General features: G+C 45.1%; 19 protein-coding genes and 1 pseudogene. 11 read left to right on the plus strand and 9 right to left on the minus strand.

The genetic code is table 11. The features are described from left to right. Positions 1 to 41 precede the first annotated feature (41 nt). The gene (locus C2M32_RS12515; protein WP_105168711.1) at positions 42 to 1,595 is read right to left on the minus strand and encodes an AbgT family transporter; all 1,554 of its coding nucleotides are present in this window, start codon (positions 1,593 to 1,595) and stop codon (positions 42 to 44) included. 149 nt (positions 1,596 to 1,744) lie between these two features. Here C2M32_RS12515 and C2M32_RS12520 point away from each other — a divergent pair, with 149 nt between their 5' ends. Both C2M32_RS12520 and C2M32_RS12525 read left to right on the plus strand, forming a co-directional pair. Further along, a complete protein-coding gene (locus tag C2M32_RS12520) occupies positions 1,745 to 2,599 on the plus strand; it encodes an HDOD domain-containing protein (RefSeq protein ID WP_105168712.1) in 855 nt (284 codons plus the stop codon). Positions 2,600 to 2,752: 153 nt separating this feature from the next. Then, positions 2,753 to 3,919, plus strand: a complete 1,167-nt coding sequence (locus C2M32_RS12525) for an NRAMP family divalent metal transporter (protein WP_105169296.1) — start codon at positions 2,753 to 2,755, stop codon at positions 3,917 to 3,919. 47 nt (positions 3,920 to 3,966) lie between these two features. Here C2M32_RS12525 and C2M32_RS12530 read toward each other — a convergent pair whose 3' ends face one another. The 7 genes and pseudogenes from C2M32_RS12530 to fadI all read right to left on the minus strand — a co-directional run bounded on the left by C2M32_RS12530 (position 3,967) and on the right by fadI (position 12,323). Continuing rightward, entirely contained in the window at positions 3,967 to 5,049 is a 1,083-nt protein-coding gene (locus tag C2M32_RS12530) for an energy transducer TonB (protein ID WP_105168713.1), read from the minus strand. A 59-nt stretch (positions 5,050 to 5,108) separates the two neighbouring features. Next, positions 5,109 to 5,387: a YfcL family protein gene (locus tag C2M32_RS12535; protein WP_105168714.1), complete on the minus strand. Its 279-nt coding sequence runs from the start codon at positions 5,385 to 5,387 to the stop codon at positions 5,109 to 5,111. A 9-nt stretch (positions 5,388 to 5,396) separates the two neighbouring features. Next, positions 5,397 to 6,524 carry an ATP-NAD kinase family protein gene (locus tag C2M32_RS12540; protein WP_105168715.1) on the minus strand — a complete coding sequence of 376 codons (1,128 nt, stop codon included), beginning with the start codon at positions 6,522 to 6,524 and terminating at the stop codon, positions 5,397 to 5,399. Beyond that, the gene (locus tag C2M32_RS12545; protein WP_105168716.1) at positions 6,514 to 7,068 is read right to left on the minus strand and encodes an elongation factor P hydroxylase; all 555 of its coding nucleotides are present in this window, start codon (positions 7,066 to 7,068) and stop codon (positions 6,514 to 6,516) included. The genes C2M32_RS12540 and C2M32_RS12545 overlap by 11 nt, the downstream gene beginning before the upstream one ends. Before the next feature lie 72 nt (positions 7,069 to 7,140). Beyond that, positions 7,141 to 8,664: a GGDEF domain-containing protein gene (locus tag C2M32_RS12550; RefSeq protein ID WP_105168717.1), complete on the minus strand. Its 1,524-nt coding sequence runs from the start codon at positions 8,662 to 8,664 to the stop codon at positions 7,141 to 7,143. Positions 8,665 to 8,830: 166 nt separating this feature from the next. Continuing rightward, positions 8,831 to 11,013: pseudogene (gene fadJ, locus C2M32_RS12555) on the minus strand (fatty acid oxidation complex subunit alpha FadJ). Next, on the minus strand, positions 11,013 to 12,323 hold the full coding sequence (gene fadI, locus C2M32_RS12560; protein WP_105168718.1) for an acetyl-CoA C-acyltransferase FadI: 1,311 nt from the start codon (positions 12,321 to 12,323) through the stop codon (positions 11,013 to 11,015). The pseudogene fadJ and the gene fadI overlap by 1 nt, the downstream one beginning before the upstream one ends. Positions 12,324 to 12,605: 282 nt before the next feature. On the opposite strand from fadI, the gene C2M32_RS12565 reads away from it, so the two are divergent. From C2M32_RS12565 to C2M32_RS12605, 9 genes are all read left to right on the plus strand, one after another. Next, positions 12,606 to 13,562 carry an AAA family ATPase gene (locus C2M32_RS12565; protein WP_105168719.1) on the plus strand — a complete coding sequence of 319 codons (957 nt, stop codon included), beginning with the start codon at positions 12,606 to 12,608 and terminating at the stop codon, positions 13,560 to 13,562. Then, positions 13,562 to 14,527, plus strand: coding sequence for a DUF58 domain-containing protein (locus C2M32_RS12570; RefSeq protein WP_105168720.1), 966 nt, complete (start codon positions 13,562 to 13,564; stop codon positions 14,525 to 14,527). The genes C2M32_RS12565 and C2M32_RS12570 overlap by 1 nt, the downstream gene beginning before the upstream one ends. 5 nt (positions 14,528 to 14,532) lie before the next feature. Continuing rightward, positions 14,533 to 14,967 (plus strand): DUF4381 domain-containing protein, encoded by a 435-nt coding sequence (locus C2M32_RS12575; protein WP_105168721.1) that lies wholly within the window; start codon positions 14,533 to 14,535, stop codon positions 14,965 to 14,967. Then, positions 14,960 to 15,946 (plus strand): vWA domain-containing protein, encoded by a 987-nt coding sequence (locus C2M32_RS12580; RefSeq protein ID WP_105168722.1) that lies wholly within the window; start codon positions 14,960 to 14,962, stop codon positions 15,944 to 15,946. Before C2M32_RS12575 ends, C2M32_RS12580 begins: the two co-directional genes overlap by 8 nt. A 1-nt stretch (position 15,947) precedes the next feature. Beyond that, entirely contained in the window at positions 15,948 to 17,909 is a 1,962-nt protein-coding gene (locus tag C2M32_RS12585; protein WP_105168723.1) for a vWA domain-containing protein, read from the plus strand. Next, entirely contained in the window at positions 17,903 to 19,552 is a 1,650-nt protein-coding gene (locus C2M32_RS12590; protein WP_105168724.1) for a BatD family protein, read from the plus strand. Before C2M32_RS12585 ends, C2M32_RS12590 begins: the two co-directional genes overlap by 7 nt. A 63-nt stretch (positions 19,553 to 19,615) precedes the next feature. Beyond that, positions 19,616 to 20,131: a sigma-70 family RNA polymerase sigma factor gene (locus C2M32_RS12595; RefSeq protein WP_105168725.1), complete on the plus strand. Its 516-nt coding sequence runs from the start codon at positions 19,616 to 19,618 to the stop codon at positions 20,129 to 20,131. Then, a complete protein-coding gene (locus C2M32_RS12600) occupies positions 20,131 to 20,847 on the plus strand; it encodes a DUF3379 family protein (protein WP_105168726.1) in 717 nt (238 codons plus the stop codon). Before C2M32_RS12595 ends, C2M32_RS12600 begins: the two co-directional genes overlap by 1 nt. A gap of 130 nt (positions 20,848 to 20,977) precedes the next feature. Beyond that, positions 20,978 to 21,829: a Tim44 domain-containing protein gene (locus tag C2M32_RS12605; RefSeq protein ID WP_105168727.1), complete on the plus strand. Its 852-nt coding sequence runs from the start codon at positions 20,978 to 20,980 to the stop codon at positions 21,827 to 21,829. A gap of 96 nt (positions 21,830 to 21,925) precedes the next feature. Here the strand turns inward: C2M32_RS12605 and C2M32_RS12610 are convergent, their stop codons facing one another. Next, positions 21,926 to 23,215 (minus strand): Glu/Leu/Phe/Val family dehydrogenase, encoded by a 1,290-nt coding sequence (locus C2M32_RS12610; RefSeq protein ID WP_105168728.1) that lies wholly within the window; start codon positions 23,213 to 23,215, stop codon positions 21,926 to 21,928. Positions 23,216 to 23,377 lie beyond the last annotated feature (162 nt).

Genomic DNA, 23,377 nt, shown 5'->3' on the forward strand with positions numbered 1-23,377 from the left:
TTACCACCACTGCGGAGCCCATACCATTGAAATTTATCTACTTATGAACCTAAATATTCATAGCTCGCTTGCAAACCCAAGGGAATATCCAGCCCCCAATATATCAATAAGAACAAGCTCCAGCCAATCAAAAAGGCTATCGAATATGGCAGCATCATCGCTATCAATGTACCAATGCCAGTTCCTTTTACATATTTCTGACAATAGACCACAACCAGAGGAAAATAAGGCATCAATGGGGTAATGATATTGGAGCTAGAATCACCCACACGGTACGCGGCTTGACTTAAATCAGGTGAAATACCCAATTGCATCAACATAGGCACGAATATTGGTCCCAATAACGCCCATTTTGCCGAACTAGAGCCCACGAATAGATTTACAAATGCAGTTAAGAAGATAATCCCAACCACAGTAATACCACTTGGCAATGCGAGCGACTTGAGTACTTCCGCCCCCTCAATTGCCAACAAAGCACCTAGATTCGACTGAGCAAACGCGGCGATAAACAAAGCACAGAAAAATGCCATCACAATGTAATAAGCCATACTGCCCATTGATTTGCTCATCGCATCTATCATGTCTTTAGAGGACTTAAAAGTTCCAACCATAAAGCCAAACACGGCACCTGGTATCCAAAATAGTAAAAATATTAGAGGTACGATTGATTGCATCAAAGGCGCGCTAAAATCTGTTAATGCACCTGAGGGGCTACGCAGTGCCGAATCTTCACCACTTGCAGCATATGTAAGTAGAGCAATACCCGCGAGCATCACGGTACTTGCAACATAAAAACCTTTACGTTCAACATCCGTAACTTCATGGAATTCAGGGAGATCGTTTGTATCTCCATCTACTGGAGTATTTCTCAATCTAGGTTCAATAATTTTATCTGTGATATACCAACCTAACAGAATGATAAATACACTCGATGCTGATGTAAAAAACCAGTTATTCAAAGGGTTAATTGACATATCTGGGTCGATAATGTGCGCCGCACTTTGGGTAAAACTCTGTAATAGTGGGTCAATACCTGACGGAATAAAGTTAGCACTAAAGCCGCCACTTACACCTGCAAATGCAGCCGCTATCCCAGCTAAAGGATGACGTCCCATGGCGTAGAAAATAACGCCAGCAAGTGGAATAACCAATACATAACCCGCATCCGTTGCCGTGTGACTTACAATTGCAACCAAAATGATAGAAGGAGTAAGTAACATCTGAGGGGTGCGTTTAAGCATCAATTTTAGACCAACATTAATATAACCAGAATGTTCTGCCACACCGACACCTAACATGGCAACCAGTACCACACCTAACGGTGCAAAGCTGGTAAATGTTTTAACCATCGATGCCAAGAAGCTAGCGAGCGCATCACCACTTAATAAATTGTGCACCACAATCGCTTGCCCTGTTCTTGGGTCAATCGACTCAAATTGAGTGTTAGAAAAAAGCCAAGAAAGCAGCCAAATCAATAACATTGAGAATAAAAAAATCATGGCTGGGTCAGGTAGTTTATTACCGACCCGCTCAATAAAATTCAGAAATCGAGTCACTGCGCCATTATTTACTGCACCGTTCGCCTGTGAGTCCATATTTGTTCCTTAATAAAAAAATCACCTAACTGTACTTAAATTTAACATTCGTCGCAATATCCAGCACAGCCGCATTGTGGTAATACCCTTTACTTCCAGACAAATAGGCTATGCTTTAGCTCATACTTAGATTTCCTGATGGGGCTACTATGATCAATATTGATGACAAAGTAATAAACGACATAAAGAGTGGCTTCAATTTACCACCAAAACCCGAGCTTCTAGAGCAACTACAAGCTGCTATTAAACAACCAGAACCGGAATTAACTTACATAGCAGAATTAATAGCCACCGACCTGTCAACATCTGCAGCGGTCCTTAAGGTGATCAATTCGCCCGCTTACGGCATGTCTCGCACCGTCACTGATATCAAGCAAGCCGTGATGTTTTTGGGTCTTGATAGTGTTACTCAATTAGTAACTAGCTGTTTATTACAGCAATCATTCGAACAAAATACCTGCTGTATTAGTCTTGAGAGATTTTGGGATACCTCTAGCGAAATTGCGGCGATTGCGACCCTCATTGGCAAAAAAATTAAGTCTCAGGTCCCCGCTGAAAACCTACACATGCTCGGATTATTTCACGATGCAGGGATCCCCGCTATGGCGGTGAAATATCCAGACTATGTCAAGGTACTCGATATCGCCAATAACAGTCTCGACACCCCCCTGACTCAATTTGAAGAACAGGCTTACAATACGGATCACACTATTGTGGGTTACTTTCTAGCATCCGGCTGGCATTTACCAAAGCCAATATGCCACCTGATTTTACGTCATCATGATTTAGAGTTTTTATTAGAGCCTCATGATCAAGAGTCTTTGCTCAGTTACGCCACGCTAAAAATGGCTGAGAACCTCGTGCACACGCAAAAACGCTTTAGGGATACGCCGGATTGGTTACATATTAAATCCCACGTGCTTAACACATTAGAATTAGACGATGACGATTATCAAGATATCTTGGAAGATGTCGCAGACTACTTTCAGGAGCGTTTTAGTTAGACTGTCAAGCAGTACCGAAATATGTAAACTAATTGTTCAGTTTTAAAAGCGCAAGCGCTACTATGGCACAAAAAATTATAAGGAATCATCGTGCTGTTGGCGCTAAAACACAAACTCAATTCCATCGGTTCCACACTTGGTCCCGGTATTCTCATGGCTACCGCTGCAATTGGTGGTTCGCATTTGGTGGCAGCAACACAGGCAGGCGCACTGTTTGGTTGGCAGCTACTATGGCTAATCTTGGCCGTAAACCTTCTTAAATATCCTTTTTTCCGCTTTGGTGTTGAATACACGCTATTGAGTAAAAGCAGTTTAGTTGCCGGTTATCAGCAACAAGGGAAGGCTGTTTTCATCGCCTTTATTGTGCTCAATATTATTGCTGCTATCGTCAATACAGCTGGCGTGTTGTTACTCACGGCCAGTTTGTTGCACTATGCGCTGCCTTGGGCAATTGACATCACCGTATTATGCTTTGCAATTTTGGCTTTATGTCTGGCGATTTTGCTACTAGGTCATTACAAGCTGCTTGATAAGGCTAGTAAGTGGATCATGCTCACGCTGACCGTTTCAACCGTTACTGCATTGTGTATCGCAATTGGACAAGGTGCGGCAAACCCACCACCCGCAAATCCGCCTGAACCCTTTCAAATGGCCATGTTAGGGTTTTTAGTCGTGTTAATGGGATGGATGCCAGCCCCTATTGAGATCTCCGCTATCAACTCTCTTTGGCTTAAAGCTAAGACGAGAACATCCGAACTCACGCTCAAGCAAGGGCTTTTTGATTTTAACCTTGGCTATGGGCTCACCGCTGCACTTGCGGTGGTATTTTTCTCACTGGGCGTGCTCATTCAATATGGCAGCGCCACAAAGATTGAACTGGCAGGCGTCGCTTTTAGTCAGCAACTTATCAGCATGTATACGCAAACTATTGGCCCGTGGTCTCATTCACTGGTTGCCGCGATTGCGTTCTTATGTATGTTTGGCACCACTTTGACGGTATTAGATGGTTACGCTAGAACACTAAATGAATCTTTGCACTTAACACGAAAGTCTATTCCTAAATACACCTTGTCACTACTGGTACTGCTTCAAGCTGCGCTGGGTATGACTGTGGTATTGTTTTTCAAAGCTAATTTAAAAGACATGCTGACGTTTGCAATGACATTAGCCTTCGTCACCACGCCTATTTTTGCTTGGTTTAACTATCGTTTAATGAAGGTGATTGATAATCAGCCCCGAGGTTTTATGAAGCTGTTAAGTTGGCTAGGATTAGCGTATTTGTTCGGTTTTACACTGCTGTTTTTATACTGGCGCTTTTAACCTTGATAGGGAGCCACATAGTTGGCTCCCTTATTGCCATTAAACCGTTAACGACTCATTTTAAACGCCAGCCGCACTGATGTTTTAGCACTCACGGCTTCACCATCTACAAACTTAGGCGCGTAACGCCAATCTTTTAATGCTTTGATGGAGTTCTTCACAAACATTTCACCATGCTCTTTATCCAACACCTTTATGTCTTCTACGAATCCCTCAGGCGTGACTGTAAACTCTAAATCAACCCACCCTTCTTTACGTGCTCTAGCCGCTCGGGTTGGATATATTGGTTCTATTCTGTATAAAGGCGTTTGTTCAATATCATCCTGCCAAGGCTTCATTTTCGCAATAGCAACACAGTGGCGTGTCGCCAGCTCCCGTTTACCGAGCCGTTCATATAAACCAACCAAACGCGAGTGAGCCACAAGTTCTAGCGGGTGATCAAAATCTAACTTTTCATCAAACACAGCCACAACTTGATTCAACTTTTCGATGGCATTATTGTTTTGCTTGCGAGCAGCAAGCAGTTCAGCAACCCATAAATCAACCGTTAATCTATGAACTGAGTCCTTGGGTAAGTGCTGTTGGTTGATCTCATCAGCATGGCGTAAGTAGCTTTTAGCTCGGCTGTAATCTCCAACGATATTTAACGTCTTAGCGGCCTCAAAATAGACTGTTGACTCAAGCAATTTATTGCCTGACTGTTTCGCAATCTCAAGCGACTTAGAAATATATTCCCTCGCAGTGAGATCCTTTTTCGGTAGTAACCAGTCAGCCTTAAGCATATAAGAATCTATTAGCTCAACCGCATTATCACCATAGATTTTTTCTAATGTCGCAATCGCACGATCCAGTAGATTCAACGCTTCTTCTTTATTATCAAAAGCAATAGATTTAGCGTAGTTAATAATCAGATTGGCAGTGTTTTCAGTTTGCTCCCCAAACACCGCGCGGCCTTGTTCGTATGCTAACTTGGCGTATCGTTCAATCTCTTGGAAGTCTTCATGTTTTTCAACCGCTTGCTGATAAGCGCGGTAATTTTGATTAAATTGCTCACGTACATCTGGTTGCGCAGACGCCGTTGAACACAATAGTGCGCTGGTTAATAGCAGCGCTCGTGACGTATAAGGCATAATGAATCCTTTCTGAAATTCCCTATTATAAATACAAAATTTGAAATGAAAATAGCTTTTTAAGCCGCTAATGCTTTTAACTGTTCCCAAATATCAACGACATGTGCTTTGTCTTCTTCAGTGAGTTCACCACTGCGATATGCTTTAACTAGGCTTTTTTCAACGCTTTCGTTTAATTCTTGTGCACTCATTTGTTCACCAGCGACTTGCGCATAGCCCACAGCCAAATCGAAATGACCACGCAGGTAGCCACCTGCAAACAACTCATCATCTGTTGCTCTATCTACCAGCGCATCAAAAAACTGTTGTGCTGCATCTACATATTCTTGAAATGACATAAGTGTCTCCTAGTTTAAATCTGGGTGGCCGACGGCATACATCACATGATCATTATATCCTGTGATGACTTTGATATAACCGCTCAGGGCATCATCTAATTGCTCATCACCGGTATCGGCAATGAGGGGGCGACCGTTAAGCGCTTGTAGCTTAGTTTTGGTTGCTACAACAATGATGTTTTCTTTACCTATTGTTTTAATTAATTCTGGGCTGAGTTGCTGATTACCTCGGCCAAAAATGTGGCCTTGACCACCTATGAGGGTGATCACTAATTTGCTTGGTACGCACTTAACCTTGGCTAATAACTCACTGGCTGTCATATCTTGAGCGACAAGTTGGTGGTCTTGAATAAGATCAACGCCTAATAGGGTATTTTCTAAACCCAGTTCTTCCATAATGGCAGCGACGGTTGAACCTGAGCCCATTATGTACTGTGTGTCGGCGTCCATCTCACTGATAACATATGCTGCGATATCAGCAAGTACGAGTTCATCACTTTCTTTACCGCCGTTTTTGACGCTTTGAACATAGCGCAACTCAGAGGGTACTTGCATTTCACCGTAACGTTTCGCCCTCACAGTGCCTTGACGGAAAGCCTCTTCATCAATATCCATAACATCAGCCTCAGACAAGGTAACCAACTCTCCCGTTACCAACATGTCTACCACTCGCCCCGCAGCTTTAGGGGTAATGGCATATACGCCCGAGTGAATTTTACAACCCGCTGGTACACCAAGCACAGGGACATTATCATCAACCGCCGCGCAAATATTGCGCGCGGTGCCATCACCACCGGCAAATAGAATCATATCAACGCCACATGCCAGCATAGCTTTAGCGGCCTGCTCTGTATCTTGTGGTGTTGTCGGTTGTTTGCTCTGATAAACAATTTGAGTTTTAAAACCAAGCGCTTTGGCTGTCGTTTCGCCCATGTCACCATTCACCGTAAAGACTTCTATGTGCGCTTGATGAGCGAGTAGCTGTTCAAGGGCAAGCTGTGTTCTTTGATTCGCTTTTGGCATGGCTCCCAGTGCCAACGCCTGCTTAGCGGTGTGTTCACCATCGCTCCCTTTTAGAGCGACGCTACCACCCAAACCAGCCACTGGGTTAATTATCAAACCAAGTTTAAACTGCATCAAGAAGCTCCTTTGGACAATGCCAACTAAATTGTGTCGGTGAAAGCGGCCAGGGGGTTTTATAAAAATCACTTAGCGCACGGAGTAACTGTTCCGTGCGGCGATTAAAACCGTTCTCAAGTAACGCGATTACTTGCTTATGTACCCGTCGTTGAAAGCTGAATCGACAAGTTTGTTCGCCATTGAGGTTATCTACCGAGACATTAAATTCAAATCCTGCAGCGACACTCAGCGCCCACTCGATAGCCTGAGGTTTAACTTCAACATTTTCGAACTCAAGCTGTTTTGCTTTGTCACGGCCATCCGGACAATACCAATAGCCATAATCTTCTAGCGCTCGTCGTTTTGCTCCAGCCACCAGCCAATGCGCTATTTCGTGCAGTGCACTGGCATAAAACCCATGGGCAAATACCACTTGGTGATAATCACAACGTTTGTTTGCGGGAAGATAAATAGGCTCATCATCTCCCTTCACTAGTCGCGTGTTATATTGAGTTGAAAATAGTTGATCAAAGATAGTGATCAAATCGCTGATGTGATGCATTAACTACGAGCAAACCATATGTTATTTAATGGCCGCAGATTGTACGTACTTTTAGGCAGGAAGTAAAAAGCTCTAGGTTGACGTCATCAATAGCTCTGCCTCAAACATGACAGCCTGATTTCGACCGCGGCTTTTAGCACGATATAGCGCTGCATCAGCCTGATCGACACAATCGTTAGCGCTGAGTTGATCGCTGACAAAATCATAGGCTACAACGCCAATACTCAGTGTAAGTCCATGCTCGGCTTGCTCAGCAAACTCTTTAACCAAGCGCTGTGCAAAACTCATAACACTATGATGGGCCGTTTCTGGACAGACAATCAAAAATTCATCTCCACCCCAACGGCCAATAATATCGGTTGGCCGAGCTGACTCGGTTAAAAACTGACATAAGTTTTTCAACGCCACATCGCCAGCGAAGTGCCCTTCTTGGTCATTTAAAGGTTTGAAATTATCCAGATCAATTAGCAGCAATGATAATGGACGACGATAGCGGTTAGCGCGGATAAGTTCATCCTCGAGCAAAGAGTACGCATGCCGGCGGTTATACACTCCCGTTAAATAGTCTCGTTCAGCCTTGATAGCTAATTCTTCTTCTTGGCGAATATCTCTAACGATTGCGATTGAGAAATCCTTCGCACCATGGTTAACACTGGCGATGGCAATATCTAGGGGCAATTGAGTACCATTTTTATGCAAGCCAACAATGTTTAACCCGTCTTTTTTACCATGCCGCATCTTAGACTTGCCAGAGTAGTCTTGCCTTAAATTGATGTGTCGCATCCGATAAGATTCTGGGATCAGATCTTCGACCTTCATGCTAAGTAATTGTGCTTTAGTGTAACCAAACAGCTCTTCCATCGCTTTATTAACACGAATGATATGCCCCTGCTTGTCACAATAAAGAATTGAATCAGGGGTGACTTCAAACAGAACGTCTCTTTCACGAAATAGTACTGCTATGCGCCACAGCGCTATTATGTTAAGCAGTGCTGCCAAACACACGATGGGAGACACCACAGAAGCACCAAGCTTAATGGTAGACAACGTCTCATTACGAAGCTTAGTCTGCAAAACTAAGGCCTGCTGATAACTGCTACGTAAGCTGGCACGTAAGCTCTGCTGTGCGCTTTCGGCACTGTCATCATTAACACGCACAAGCACATCTAATTGCTCAACACTCAATTCCTTATATCCTTCAGACTGAGCTTCAGAGAGTTTACTTGCATAGGTTCGAACAGTGCTTTCAATAATATCGATTGCGGCTATTTCTTCATCTGTCAGTGTGAGCTTTCTGAAGGCTCGAATATTATCATAAACTTGTGAGAGATCTGTTTGCGCGCCTAGCAGATAGCTCGGCTCACGACGCAAAACATAATTTTTGAAATGATGAATAAACCCACCGTAGCCCAAGTTTTGATCTAACTTAGCAAGCAACACGGCTTTTTCGAGATTACTGCTGGTAATTTGCTGCCAGTTTGTATTTAGCTGCTCTGACTTTTGAACGGCAACAGTATTCCAATAAAACAGCGCGAAATTAACGATAATTGTTAACGATAACAATACGCCTAATTGCCAGTAAAAACGCCGCTCCATAACTTTGCATCCAAGCTAAAGTGTTAAGCATAAGTGTAGCTAACAAATACATGACAGCAATAATTTACAGCGCTTATTAGAGCTTGATATAAAATACAAAAAAGGGAACACGCCGCAAGGTGTATTCCCTTTTTTTAAAACTCAGGACAATAAAGTTAGTATTGTCTTAAGGCGTTTCAGTCTGCTCTTCGCTTGACTTAGATGCGTCTTGAGGTTGTGGTTTACTCACCTCACTCAATGCAGGCTTCGTCTCTTGATAAAACTTCGCGCCTTTTTCAGCCATTTTCATCAACGGCTCGGCTGGAGTAAACACTGGGTTATCAGAAGCATAAGTCGACAATTCTGAACAAACCTTGCTAACACCACGTTATCCATGTAACTGAATGGGCCACCAAGGAATGGCGGGAAGCCGATACCAAAAATCGCACCAATGTCACCATCACGAGGGCTGGCAATAATGCCTTCATCTAAACAGCGTGCTGCCTCGTTAAGCATCTGCGCAACACAGCGACTAGCTATTTCTTGCTTGTTCAGGCGTGGGCTGCTGGTAATACCCAACAACTCGTATACTGACTCATCGACTTTTTTATCTTTCTTATCGTAGCTATAAAAACCTCGACTTGTTTTACGACCCAGACGCTTTGCATCTATGAGGCGGTCAAAAGCTGTTGGCGCTTTAAAACGTTCGCCTAGCTCTTTTTCCAAAATAGGTGCGATTTTTGAGCCGATATCAATACCCACTTCATCAAGTAATGCCAGCGGTCCTACTGGGAAGCCAAACTCCACCAACGCTTGATCAATCTTTTCGATTGGCTCACCAGCTAGCAGTAAATTAGCCGCTTCATTGACATAAGGGGCCAAAATACGGTTTACGTAAAAGCCAGCTTTATCTTGTACCACGATCGGCGTTTTACCCTGCTTACGTGCAAAATTCACAGTGCGAGCAATGGTTTGCTCCGAAGTACCAGCATGAGGAATTATCTCAACCAGCGGCATTTTCTCAACTGGAGAGAAATAATGCAGACCAATAACATTTTCAGGACGCGCTGCTTTTTCAGCAATTTGCGCTATCGGTAATGACGAGGTGTTACTAGCAAAAATGGTGTCTTTTTGACAGTGTTGCTCAATATCAGCAACCATGCCCTGCTTAAGCTTAAGATCTTCAAATACCGCTTCAATAACCATATCAATATGTTTAAAGCCAGAATAATCTGTGGTGCCAGTTATGCGGTTCATGGTTTGTTGCAACTCAGCCTTTGTCATGATGCGACGCTTTTGGCGCTTAGACAAAATTTTGTAGCTATAATTCATGGCATTTGCGATGCCTTGCTGCGCTACGTCTTTAACACGTACCAAGGCTTGAGCCTTCACCGCGCTGACATGAGCGATTCCTGCGCCCATCAGGCCACCACCAAGAACGGCTGTACGGGAGATAGGTGCAACGTCATCATTCTTCCACTCTTTTTTCATTTCCGTAGTGGCAAAGAATATACCGCGCAGTGCTTTAGACACATCTGTCATAACCAAGTCAGCAAACCCTTCTGCCTCGGTTTTATATGCTTTAAGCTCATCAAGCTCTATCGAAGCGCGCACAGCTTTAATAATGTTAAGCGGTGCTGGGTAATGACCACCCGTCTTTTTAAGCACGTTTTCCTGTGCTTTTTTGAAGATAATATTACGACCAAATGGATTTGATTCAAGCAGTTGGCTAAGTCTGTCTAAACGCGGTTTAGAGGGTTTCGCTTTACCCTTGGTTGCCATTTCTGAGGCAACTGACAACAAGATGCTAGCTGGTACACAGTCGTTAACCAACCCTGACTTTTTAGCCTGCTTAGCACGCACTTGCTTACCGGTTAGCATCCACTCAAGTGCTTTTTGAATACCCACAAGTTTTGGCAAACGTTGCGTCCCACCGCCACCAGGTAATAAACCAAGCTGTACTTCTGGTAGACCCAACTTAGTAATGTCACTATCTGTACACACTCGGTAATCACATGCTAAAGCAAACTCTAAACCACCGCCAAGTGCAGCACCATGAATAGCCGCAACCGTTGGATAAGGCTGCTTTTTCATGGTAAAGAATGCTTGCTGACACATTTCAGACAACGCCAATGCGTCTTCACGCGTTTTTGCGTTGTCCAGCATTTTTATGTCTGCGCCTGCAATGAAGTTATCGCTTTTACCACTGATAAAAACCATCCCAGTAATATTGTCATCGCGACCTTGTTTTAAAATCGCCAACAAGTCTTCGGCAAAACTATCTCGCAGGGTGTTCATTTTCTCACCCGGGACATCGATGGTAACGATGGCTACTCGTCTTTCGTTTAATTCATAACTAAATACTGACATTACGCGCTCTCCAATACAAAGGCTGCACCCAAACCACCTGCCGCACAGGCTGTGGTTAATGCTAAGCCGCCGCCACGACGTTTTAACTCATACAAACTTTGCGTGATCAAACGTGCTCCCGTTGCCGCAAATGGGTGACCATATGCTAATGAGCCGCCGTTAACGTTAAACTTATCCATATCTATTTCGCCAATCGCTTTTGAACGACCAAGCTTTTCTTGCGCAAACTTGTCTGAACCAAACATCTTCATGTTTGCTAACGCTTGCGCAGCAAATGCTTCGTGCATTTCTATCAAATCTAGGTCTTTTAAGCTAATGCCCGCTCTATCTAGCGCTACAGGCGTCGAGTGAGCTGGACCCATTAACATATCTTCGTGTACACCAATTGCAGAGAATGCAAAACTGCGAACATAACCTAGGATGTCATACCCCAGTGCTTTAGCTTTGCTCTCACTCATCATCAATACCGCCGCTGCACCATCTGTTAGCGGAGTGGCATTTGCTGCCGTAACCGAACCATGTACTCTATCAAATACCGGCTTAAGTTTTGCGTACCCTTCTAATGATGAATTAGTACGGATGTTATTATCTTGCTCAATAAATGATTTATATGGCGGTACATGAGCAGTCATCACTTCTTCTGCCAATAATCCATCGGCCCACGCTTTAGCTGCTAGTGTGTGCGAGCGATGCGCCATCGCATCCTGATCGGCACGGCTGATACCATGAGTTTTAGCCATCTGCTCGGCGGTTTGCCCCATTGACAGTCCGGTTGAGTATTCAGCTACGGCAGGAGGTACTGGCAGTAAATCTTTTAAACGTAATTTTGAGAAAATCTTTAGGCGCTGACCTAAGGTACGCGCTTTGTTCAAATCAACAAGGCTGCCAGCGAGTTTTTTACTCACTCCGATTGGCAATACTGATGATGAGTCTGCACCACCTGCAATACCAACCGTCGCAGACCCTGCAATGATTGATTCGGCTACATTGGCAATCGCCTGAAAACTGGTTGCACATGCACGTGATACCGAATATGCATCCACAGATACTGGCATACCTGTGCCCAATACAATCTCACGCGCGATATTTGGCGCTTCTGGCATTTGCACAACTTGGCCAAATACCAACTGATCAATTTCATTTTTATCAAAGTTCAAACGCTCAAGCATTTCGTTCACTACCAATTTACCTAAGTCCAGTGCTGGTACATGATGGAACGCTGTCGCTTGTTTTGCGAATGGAGTACGTAACCCACTTACAATCGCGATACGGTCGCCTTTCGTTGTTTTTAGAATGTTTTGCTCAGACATTAATATGCTCTCCCGCTGACAGGTCTGACCTGTTAAATTTTACCTGATTCTAAACAACCGCTACAGCAATGCCAATAGTAAAATCAAAATTGGTTACAAAAGAATCAAACACCCCTTACCCTAGTCGTTTTTTTATACAGTCGCAAAAGTTATTGAAAAAACTCGGGAACTATTCAAAAAACCAGAGTCTAAGTATGACGCAAAAATGTCAATCAACACTTGAGATCAGACAACAAACCCATATAACTTAGAACAAAAATTTGTCACAACAAGGACAAAGCAATGGCAGTAAATGAATTTACACAATTAAAACGCTATCTCGATACACAAATTATTGGTCAGCCTGCTTTGACTCAGGCTTTACTTATCGCTATTTTGGCTGATGGCCACCTTTTAGTAGAAGGCCCACCTGGACTCGCTAAGACGCGTGCAGTTAATGCGTTGGCAAAAGGTATTGAGGGCAGCTTTCAGCGCGTGCAGTTTACCCCAGATTTGTTACCCGCTGACGTGACGGGCACGGATATATATCGCCAACAAACCAGCGAATTTGTATTTGAAAAAGGCCCATTGTTTCACAACCTGATCCTCGCTGATGAAATCAACCGAGCTCCAGCTAAAGTGCAATCGGCACTTCTTGAAGCAATGGCTGAAAGACAAATTACAGTAGGCAAAAATACTTACCCATTGTCCGACCTATTCATGGTTATGGCGACACAAAATCCGCTAGAACAAGAAGGCACATACCCGCTACCCGAAGCCCAACTAGACCGTTTCTTGCTACACCTAAATATTGATTACCCACACGCCGAAAATGAACTTGAGATTTTACGACTGACGCGTGGAGAAGCTTTGGAGCAAGTAACTGAGAGCTTTGCCCCTATTAGTCAGGCTACCTTATTTGCTGCTCGTAAAAGTGTTTTGTCAATGCACCTCGCCGAGCCGCTTGAACAATATTTAGTACAGCTGATTATCGCCACGCGTCAGGCCTCTAAACTGGATGAACAGCTTGGAGCATGGATTGAGTTTGGCGCAAGTCCTCGTGCCACCATCGCATTAGATAAGTGTGCGCGTGCACATGCCTGGCTGAATGAACGTGACTTTGTCACTCCTGAAGATATTCAAGCCGTGGTCCACAATGTTTTACGTCACCGCATTATTTTGAGCTACGAAGCACAAGCAGATGGCATCAGCAAAGATGAAGTGATCAGTCGAATCGTTGAATTAGTGCCTGTACCGTAATGAAGCAACCAACTCAGTTATCAACCCAAGCATGGTTAGAGCAATGCCACAGTAATGGCGCACAATTGGGCTTGAAAGAGTTACTATATTACAAGCCCAAAGCCAATTTACTGTCGCTAAAGCCCAGATCACGTATTAAAAGTAATCAAGCGGGTCAATATTTAGCTCCTCACAAAGGCCGAGGTATGGAGTTCGCTGAGGTGCGCCAATATCAGTATGGTGATGATATCCGTGCTATAGACTGGCGCGTTACTGCAAGAACGGGTGAAGCGCACACCAAGCTTTATCAAGAAGAAAAAGAGCGGCCAGTATTCGTATTTACGGATCTTACAAATAGCATGCTATTTGGCAGTAAATTACTACTTAAATCAGTACAAGCGGCTCATTTAAGTGCTTTGGTTGCTTGGTCGGCGTGTCAGCGCGGTGATAGGCTCGGTGGTATTGTGTTTAGCGAATATGGGCATCATGAGCTCAAACCAGCCGCGCGAGATAAAGGCGTGTTAGCCTTGTGTCATCAACTATGTGATATCCACCAACTGGCGCTACAAAACCGCGAGCAAGTATTGGACAGTGAACAGCTAGAAAACCGCTTTGCCGATAACCTAAAACGGCTAACTCATCTAGCTAAACCGGGCAGCCTAGTCTATCTGATTTCAGACTTTAACCATCTCAGTGACACCAGTTTTAAACAATTGGAGCGCTTGGCGCGGCATTGTGAATTGATCGGCTGTCACATCAGCGATCCATTTGAACATCAGCTACCCGCTTATCGTGAAGCGATTATGGTTGAAGCGGGTGCAGGTGTCTGGACATTGCCATTGATGGACAAACAATTTCGCAGTAAGTTTGCCGAGCAAGCGGCAGATGTATTTGCCAAGCGCCTAGCTCGTTTAAAGCGCTCGGGTATGACCATGCAATCTTTTAGTGCGGCAACGCCCTTAGAATCACAGCTTTCGAGGTATTAACAGTTATGCAGGCTTCTCCACTAGATGCATTACACGACGTGATGCCACCAAGCGAAGTGTCATGGTGGCCGCTATCACCTGCTACATGGGCCGTCATAGCGGCGCTATTCATCATCATAACTTTACTGATCGTCTGGCGATACAGAATTTGGCAGCATAAGCGCGCAAAACGCGAAGCTATTAGCCAGTGTGAGCAGCATCAGCACGACGCTCAGCAGTTACACATATTAATTAAACGTCTGACTAAACATTACTATGGTAATCAGGCAGTGGCGGGGTCTAATCAACTCTGGGCAACCCGTTTAACCAAGTTGAGTGGACAAACCTTTAATGCGCAAGAGCTTGATACGCTTTACAGCCCGCAGCCAAGTGCTGAGCTGGCGCCTAAGCTGCGTCTGGCCATCAAAAACTTTAAATTGAAAGAGGCCATCGATGTTTGAGTTCACTTGGCCTTGGGCCTTTGTATTATTACCCTTGCCATGGCTACTTGCGAAATTAAAACCCGTACAACACACCGCCAGTGCGCGTCTACGTATGCCTAGTTTTGCGAACCTCGCAACACTGGCTCCTAAAGCGGTGCAACACAACCGTAAAATGCACTGGCTAGAGTCACTGCTTTGGCTGTTACTGGTTGTGGCTGCGGCTAACCCTCAATGGCTTGATGAGCCAATCGCCCTACCCAACGAAGGCCGTGATATCATGCTGGCAGTGGACCTATCCGGCTCGATGACGGAGCAAGACATGGAATACCAAGGCCGTTATATAGATCGCTTATCGGTTGTAAAAGCCGTGTTAGGTGATTTTATTGAACAGCGACAAGGTGACCGATTAGGTTTAATTTTATTTGGCGATACGGCATTTTTGCAAACCCCGCTTACACGAGATCTCAATACCGTCAGCCAAATGCTAAGCGAGGCACAAATAGGCTTAGTGGGTCGTGCAACGGCTATCGGCGACGCATTAGGGCTTGCAGTAAAACGTTTCAGTCAGAAGCAACAAAGTAACCGCGTGCTAATTTTGCTGACCGATGGTCAAAATACGGCGGGCAATCTAAGCCCCGACGATGCGTTGATCTTAGCCCGAGAGGAAGGGATTAAAGTGTACACCGTGGGAGTCGGCTCTGACGGCAGAGGTGGATTTAGTCTATTTGGAATGGGTGGAGTCGGCGGTGGTAGCATTGACGAAGCAACACTGAAGCATATTGCTAAAGAAACCGGTGGGCTGTACTTCAGAGCGAAAGACGTCGCAGGTTTACAGCAGATTTATCAAGAGCTGGATAAACTTGAGCCAGTATCCGATGAGGCGCAAACCTTTCGCCCACAACTAGCGCTCTTTTATTGGCCACTTGGCGGAGCTTTACTACTGATTGCTCTAGCCATTTTACTAAAAGCCCTGCGTGGCATGAGACAGGAGGTGTAATATGGAGTTTATGTTTATTCGCCCTGCACTGCTGTGGCTGCTCATTCCTTGGTTACTTATCACTGGCATACAGTTTGTAAAAAGAAGCCATCACAAGCACAGCGAGCTAATCGCCCCCCATCTCGCAAATGTTATGCTCAGCCAAGGTAAACAACAGCAAAAGCAAACTAGTCCGCTGTTAATGAGTCTATTTTTATTGGTGGGTATTCTAAGCCTAGCTGGCCCAAGTTTCGAAAAGCAACAGGTTCCTGTTTATCAGTCGAAACAGGCCAGAGTGCTGTTAATGGATATGTCCTATTCGATGTACGCAACGGACATAACTCCAAACCGTTTGACACAAGCGCGTTTTAAAACACTGGATATGATCGAGTTGTTTAAAGAAGGCGAAACGGCCTTGGTTGCCTATGCGGGTGATGCTTACACTGTTTCTCCACTGACCAGCGATGCAGCTACACTCGCAAATTTGATCCCCAGTCTCAGCCCTGAGATTATGCCGGGGAGAGGTTCCAATGTATTAGCGGGCATCGCGCAAGCGGTTTCGTTACTCAAGCAGGCGGGTTATACCCAAGGAGACATCATTCTGGTGACTGATGGCCTCGATCAAAATGACGTGGACGACATAACCTCAGAATTAAAGAACGAATATTATCAACTGAGTATTTATGGTATTGGTACCGAACAAGGCGCACCAATCGCTGTACCTGAAGGCGGATTTTTGAAAGATGCTTCTGGACAAATCGTCATTCCTACAATTAACTTTGCCCGTTTGGCCGGACTGGCTAAAGGTCATGGTGGTAAACTGGTTCGCTACACTCCAACAGAACAGGACATTAAAGCCTTTAAACCTAAAATAAAAAATGATGAAGTGCTTGATGAAACTCAGCAAAGTAAGGCGCTGTGGCGTGTCGATGCGGGACAATATGGTTTGCTTCTATTACTCCCTCTGGCATTATTACTCATGCGTCGTACTGGGATCACACTCATCGCCGTGATGTTTATGGTTGCACCCGTTGAGCAGTCAGTGGCCGCTGATTGGCAAAGCTGGTTTAAAAATACCGATCAGAATGCGCTTGGCGCATACCAAAATGATGACTTTAGTAGCGCCGCTGTTGCGAACAATCCAGAGCTAAAAGGTGCCGCTCTATACAAACAAGGCAACTATGAGCAGGCCGCTGAGGTTCTGAAAGACACACAATCTGCATTAGGCCAATACAATTATGGCAATGCGCTTGCTCATCAAGGCGAACTCGATGCCGCCATAGCAGCATATGAGCAAGCGTTAACATTTGACCCAGACTTTAGTGAGGCGGCTGACAACAAAAAACTGGTGGAGCAACTCAAGCAGCAACAAAATCAGCAACAAGGTGACCAACAGCAACAAGGTGATCAACAGCAACAAGGTGATCAACAGCAGCAAAGTGACCAACAGCAACAAGGTGACCAACAGCAACAAGGTGACCAACAGCAGCAAGGTGACCAACAGCAGCAAAGTGACCAACAGCAGCAAGGTGACCAACAGCAGCAAGGTGACCAACAGCAGCAAGGTGACCAACAGCAGCAAGATGACCAACAGCAGCAAGGTGACCAACAGCAGCAAGGTGACCAACAGCAACAAGGTGACCAAAACAATCAGCCTGATATGCAAAGTGATCCCAACACCAAACAACAGCCTCAAGGTGCCGATCAAAATACACAACAAGAGACTGACGAGCAGGATACACAAGCAGCAATGCAACAACAGCGAGCTCAACCTAGCTCAGAAGAAGCAACCGATGAGGCCCAAGGTGGTTCTGTAGCAGCTCAGCCACTCACCCCAGAAGAAAAAGAAAAGGCGCAGCAGATCAACCAGCTACTACGTAAAGTACCTGATGATCCTGCTATTTTGTTACGCAATAAAATGCAACTAAAAGCCCAGCAACGCGCTCAACAACGCCGTCCACAAGGAGTTGAAAAATCATGGTAATACGCTTGTTTATTTCCGTATTCCTTTTACTGTTTTTACGCCCAAGCTTGGCGATAGACAACCTTACCGCCAGCGTCGATAAAAATCCCGTGCTGGTGGGAGAATATTTCACCCTCACGATTGAAGCTGATGGAAAAGTCTCTGGCGAACAGCCTGATACCAGCGCTTTGTCACAGCAGTTTGTCACCAGCCCAGTCAGCGTTGGCTCTCGTACTAGCATTATTAACGGTAGCATGAGTAGCCAAACCACATGGCAAATGCGGATGATGGCTAGAAAGCCAGGCACTTTCACGATCCCGACCTTTGAAGTGGCCGGCAAACGATCTGAACCGATCCAGCTAAAAGTAGTGCCACGCAGTAATGATGGACAGCAACAAAAAGACATTTTTGTTTCAGCTGAGCTAACTCCCAGCACTCTGTACGTGCAACAAGCCGGTTTATACACAGTTAAGCTATATCTAGGTAAAGACTTGCTTGATGGGCAGCTAACGGCCCCTGAAATGGCCGATGCCCAGATTTCACAAATGGGTAAACAAAAGGAAGATTACGAAGTAGTTGACGGACGTCGTTATATGGTCATCACTCGCGAGTATCTTATCCAGCCGCAAAAAAGTGGCAGCTTTACCATTACTGCGCCGGTATTTAATGGTCAAGTAAGAGAAAATTATCGCCGTATGGCCGTGTCAGCCATTGCCGAGGATACACAGCTTGATGTAAAGCCAATTCCTGATACTTATCAAGGTGCATGGTTACCCAGTGAGTTGGTCAACCTCAGTGAAGAGTGGCAACCCGCCGATGAGACGGTCACTGTGGGCACCCCCATAACTCGCACAATTACCCTCACCGCCCTCGGTGTGACACAAGAACAACTCCCAGATATCGAGCTGGATACCCTCTCTGGCATTCGTAGCTATCCAGATGAAAGCGAGAGAAATCAACTTAGTCGTGACGGGCGCGTGATCTCACAATTGGTGTCATCCCACGCATTAGTTCCGCAAAAGCCAGGCACATACACGCTGCCAGAAGTGAAAATCCCATGGTTTAACACGGTTATCAATAAGGTCAGTTACGCCACTTTACCTGCTCGAAGTATTACTGTGGTTGCCGATCCGAATCAAGCAGCATCCTCTGTTGCTGCACCAACGGTGCAAACACATAGCCAAACTAGCACTGAACAAACCAATCAGTCATTACCAGCTTTACCGACAGAGCCCCCTATTGTGGCAGCGAATAAAACACTTTTCGACTGGCTGTTGATGGGTTCGGGTTATGTACTATGGTTGCTGACTTTGGCCATTTGGCTGTTACGGAAACCGAAAGCAGTAGCGCCGAAGAGCATATCGAAAACACCAGCCCAAGACCCGATGGCAGCCCTGAAAGCAGCTGTAAAACAAAATAATGCGCGCGGTTTTTATCAAGCATTGAGAACGTTCGCCAAGCAACAGGCTCCAGCGCTTGGATTTGATGCGTGGCTTGCCCAGTTAAGTGCCTCTGAGCTTAGCGATGAAATTGCTAAACTACAGGCATCTCTTTATAGTGATAGCAACCATAGTGTTGATTTAAAGAAGATATACCAACTGTTGCAAACAGCAATAAAAAAACATGCAGCACAGGATAGCGCTCACCTGACTCAACTATACTGAGTCAGGTGCAAATTAATTTTTATCGTGATGTAAGAAAGTCGCGGATCATAAGGTCTTATTAGCATGACCACAAAACAAAAACGCTACGAAGCTTTGGTACAGGTCTACCATGGCGAGCTTTATCGCTTTGCCTACTGGTTATGCCAAGACCCGAACATAGCCGAAGACTTAGTTCAAGAAACTTTTTTACGGGCATGGCGCTCACTTGACTCACTTCAAGATGAAAACGCAGCCAAGCCTTGGTTGTTAACAATTTTACGCCGAGAAAATGCACGGCGTTTTGAGAGAAAGCAGTTTGATTACGCCGACGTGGATAACGACACTCTCGTCGATAACACCGGCGTAAGTTTAGATGATGAAATGGAGCAAGCCGTTATACAGAGGCAGATTAATAAACTCTCTGTTGAGTACCGAGAGCCGTTGCTACTACAAGTGGTAATGGGCTGCTCTGGCGATGAAATCGCAGACATTTTAGAGCTGAACAAAAACACAGTGATGACGCGTCTTTATCGAGCTCGTAATCAGCTCAAAGAGGCACTAACCGAACGTCAAGAACCATTGAAAGGGGCACAAAACTGATGAATGAACTAGAATTTCGTCGCCGCCTTTTTGCAGATCCAAACGATAAGGACGTTGCGCAAGAGGCAGCAAATAACGCTGAGCAAAACGCCCTATTAGAGGAACTTAAGGCCTTTGATGCTCAACTAGCAAAAGCACTGGATGTAGAAGTGCCAGCGGGCTTGGCTGAACGTATTTTAGCAAACCAGCAGGCTGACAATTCGCACAATAATGTGGTAAAAAAAAGCTGGTTTCGTCGCTATCGCACGCCATTCGCCACGGCGGCTAGTGCAACCTTTGCGCTGGGCTTGTACTTTTTGAGTGCCACACAAGCACCGTTGTTGGCAGGAGATCATGCTTTAGCCCACGTACGTCACGAGCAAGTGGCTTTTGAGGGCAAAGATGAAATTGCCCTGCAAACCGTAAACGACAAGCTATCGCTGTTTGGCGCCAGACTTGAGGCTCTGCCGGGTAAAGTTACATACGCGACTTTCTGTAATTTTAAAGGTCAGAAAAGCTTACACTTGGTGTTTCAGTCTGAACACGGTCCGATGACAGTGTTTATTGTGCCTTTATCTGGTAAGAATAGTTTAGGTGGAGATGGGCAATTTGCCGATGAACGCTACAATGGTGTAATTGAACAAGACAACCACGGTGCCACTGTATTAGTTGCCAACCTAGGTTCACCTGTTGTGCAGTATCAAAAAAACGTTAGCAACGCCCTACGCTGGCTATAGGTATGTAAATAAAGCGGTACGTTCGGCACGTACCGCTCTCCCCATTTAATCCCTCGTTGACCCTGTTTCTATTTATCTCACAGGGCTAATTCTTTAGAATTCAAAGCAATTTTAGTTCTTTAGGATAGTTATGAAAAACTTTATTGTACTTTTTTCACTGATCTCACTGTTATTTGTTAGCAGCTTTAACGCGGAAGCCAGAAAAAAGTTTGGCAGTAAATCAACAGGTAAAACACATCAAACCAGCACCACACAGCAAAAACAACAAACTGATACCAAGTCCCTATCAGCCCCTACAACCGCAAAGCCTAAGTCAAGTAAAAAAGGCATTATGGCAGGCGTTTTAGGTGGCCTGCTTGCTGGGGGCCTCATCGCTGCAATGCTTGGTGATGACTTCGAAGGCTTCCAGTTTCTAGAAATGCTATTGCTAGCAGGTGCGGCGTTTTTAATCTTTAAACTGGTAAAAAGTGCATTGGTTAAGCGCCAACATCCGCATATGGCAGGTGGCCCACAGGTTAACCCTAGCCAATTCAGCCAGCCTCAGCAGTTTCAGACACAGTCAGCGGCAACAGGCGGATTTGGTCAGCCAGACTCGGTGCCTTTCAATCTACCAAGAGACTTTGACGTAAATGGCTTTTTGCAAGGTGCTCGTCAGCACTACCTTACCTTACAAGAAGCATGGAACAACAAAGATTACACGACCATGGCTGAATACTTGAGCCCACAGTTAGTTGAACAGTTTAAACTAGAGCGTGAAGGCGCTGGAGAAGTAGCCACCGAGGTGATGTTTGTAGACGCACAACTAGTGCGTGCCGATACTAACCCTGAGGTCTGGGAAGTGAGCATCTTATTTAAAGGAAAGTACCGTGATTTGGGTGACAAGCAAGAAGAGCCTATTCACGAAATCTGGCACTTAGAGCGTCAAACTCAAGGCAATGCTCCGTGGCTGATCGTTGGCTTAGAGGATTTAATAGAAAGCTAATCGCTGAAGCCACGAAACAAGAAAGCCGCAACATTTTTTGTTCGCGGCTTTTTTGCATAGATCTGGCATTTATCTACCAGTGGGTGCACACAACCATTACTGTGAACCAGAGAAGTAGTCCGATGTACCGTGCGCATGTAGCGCGTCAGACAAGCGCTCTAGCGCTATTTGGTAAACAACTTCACGCATTGACCCATTAGCTTGCTGATAGCGCTGCCAAGCTGTTTCAAACGCCTTGTGAATATAATCATTGAGCTTCTCATTAACCTTTTGCTCAGTCCAAGTTTCACCTTGACGATTTTGGCACCACTCGAAAAAACTCACCACAACACCGCCAGCATTAGCCAAAATATCTGGGATCACATGAGTTCCCTGCTCTGTGAGTTGTTGGTCAACATCGGAGCTTATTGGGCCATTGGCAATTTCAACGATGTAATCTGCCTGCACCTGCTCAACATTATCTTTGTTAATCACCCCTGCCAATGCCGCGGGTACTAAAATATCAACATCCAGAGACAGTAACTCCTCATTGCTGATCCGAGTGTGCTCAATATCTTCACACACCGAATGCTGGCAATACACAGCTTTTAGCTCATTACTTCGTTGCTTTTCTGTGAATACGCTTTGCACATCAAGCCCTTGTTCGCAATAAATGCCGCCCTTGGAGTCACTCACGGCAACCACTTTATACCCAGCGGCTTGTAACAGCCTCGCACAGTGGTAACCACCATTACCAAACCCTTGTATTGCAACCGTCTTTTGGTTAACTTGCCAGTCTAGTTTTCCTGCCAATGCTTGAATACACAAAAAGGCACCACGTCCAGTGGCACTTTCACGACCAACGCTCCCGCCAAATGCTAAAGGCTTACCTGTGATCACCGCAGGGCATTTTGTTCTGGTAATTTTTTCATACTCGTCCATCATCCAACCCATTATACGAGCATTGGTATAGACATCTGGCGCGGGAATATCGAGTTCAGGCCCGATAAAATCCGCTTTTGCTCTAATGTAAGAGCGAGATAAACGTTCCAGTTCCATCGGTGAGAGTTTTTTGGGATCAACAGTCACCGCACCTTTTGCCCCTCCAAACGGCACATTAACTACGGCACATTTTAGTGTCATCCATAACGCTAGCGCTTCTACCTCACTTTGGTCTGCATCCTGATGAAAGCGAATGCCCCCCTTTGTTGGCCCCAATAAATCATTATATCGACATCTATAAGCTTTAAAGTAGGCGGTATTGCCGTTGTCTTTACGGATCGCGATATGGCTGGTCAAGGTACTTTGCGGCTGACTCAACGCTTCTAATACAGCGCTAAACTGGGGAGTATCTTGAGCTATGGTACTCAATCGCGCTAGCGCATCTCCTAGCAGGTCTTTTCTCATATTCAACTCCTTTAATATTGCTCTTTGGATGTAACTACAAGCGTAGTGTAATTAACCTCTGCTGCACATTCTCTTCGTTATTTTCACTTGTATGAGTGAAACATCATCTTGGAATAGCTAATGTGCTGGGAAGTTTTAATTTCTCAATATCAAAACTCGCAT

It is taken from the genome of Pseudoalteromonas sp. T1lg23B (assembly GCF_002964665.1).
Lineage (GTDB): Bacteria > Pseudomonadota > Gammaproteobacteria > Enterobacterales > Alteromonadaceae > Pseudoalteromonas.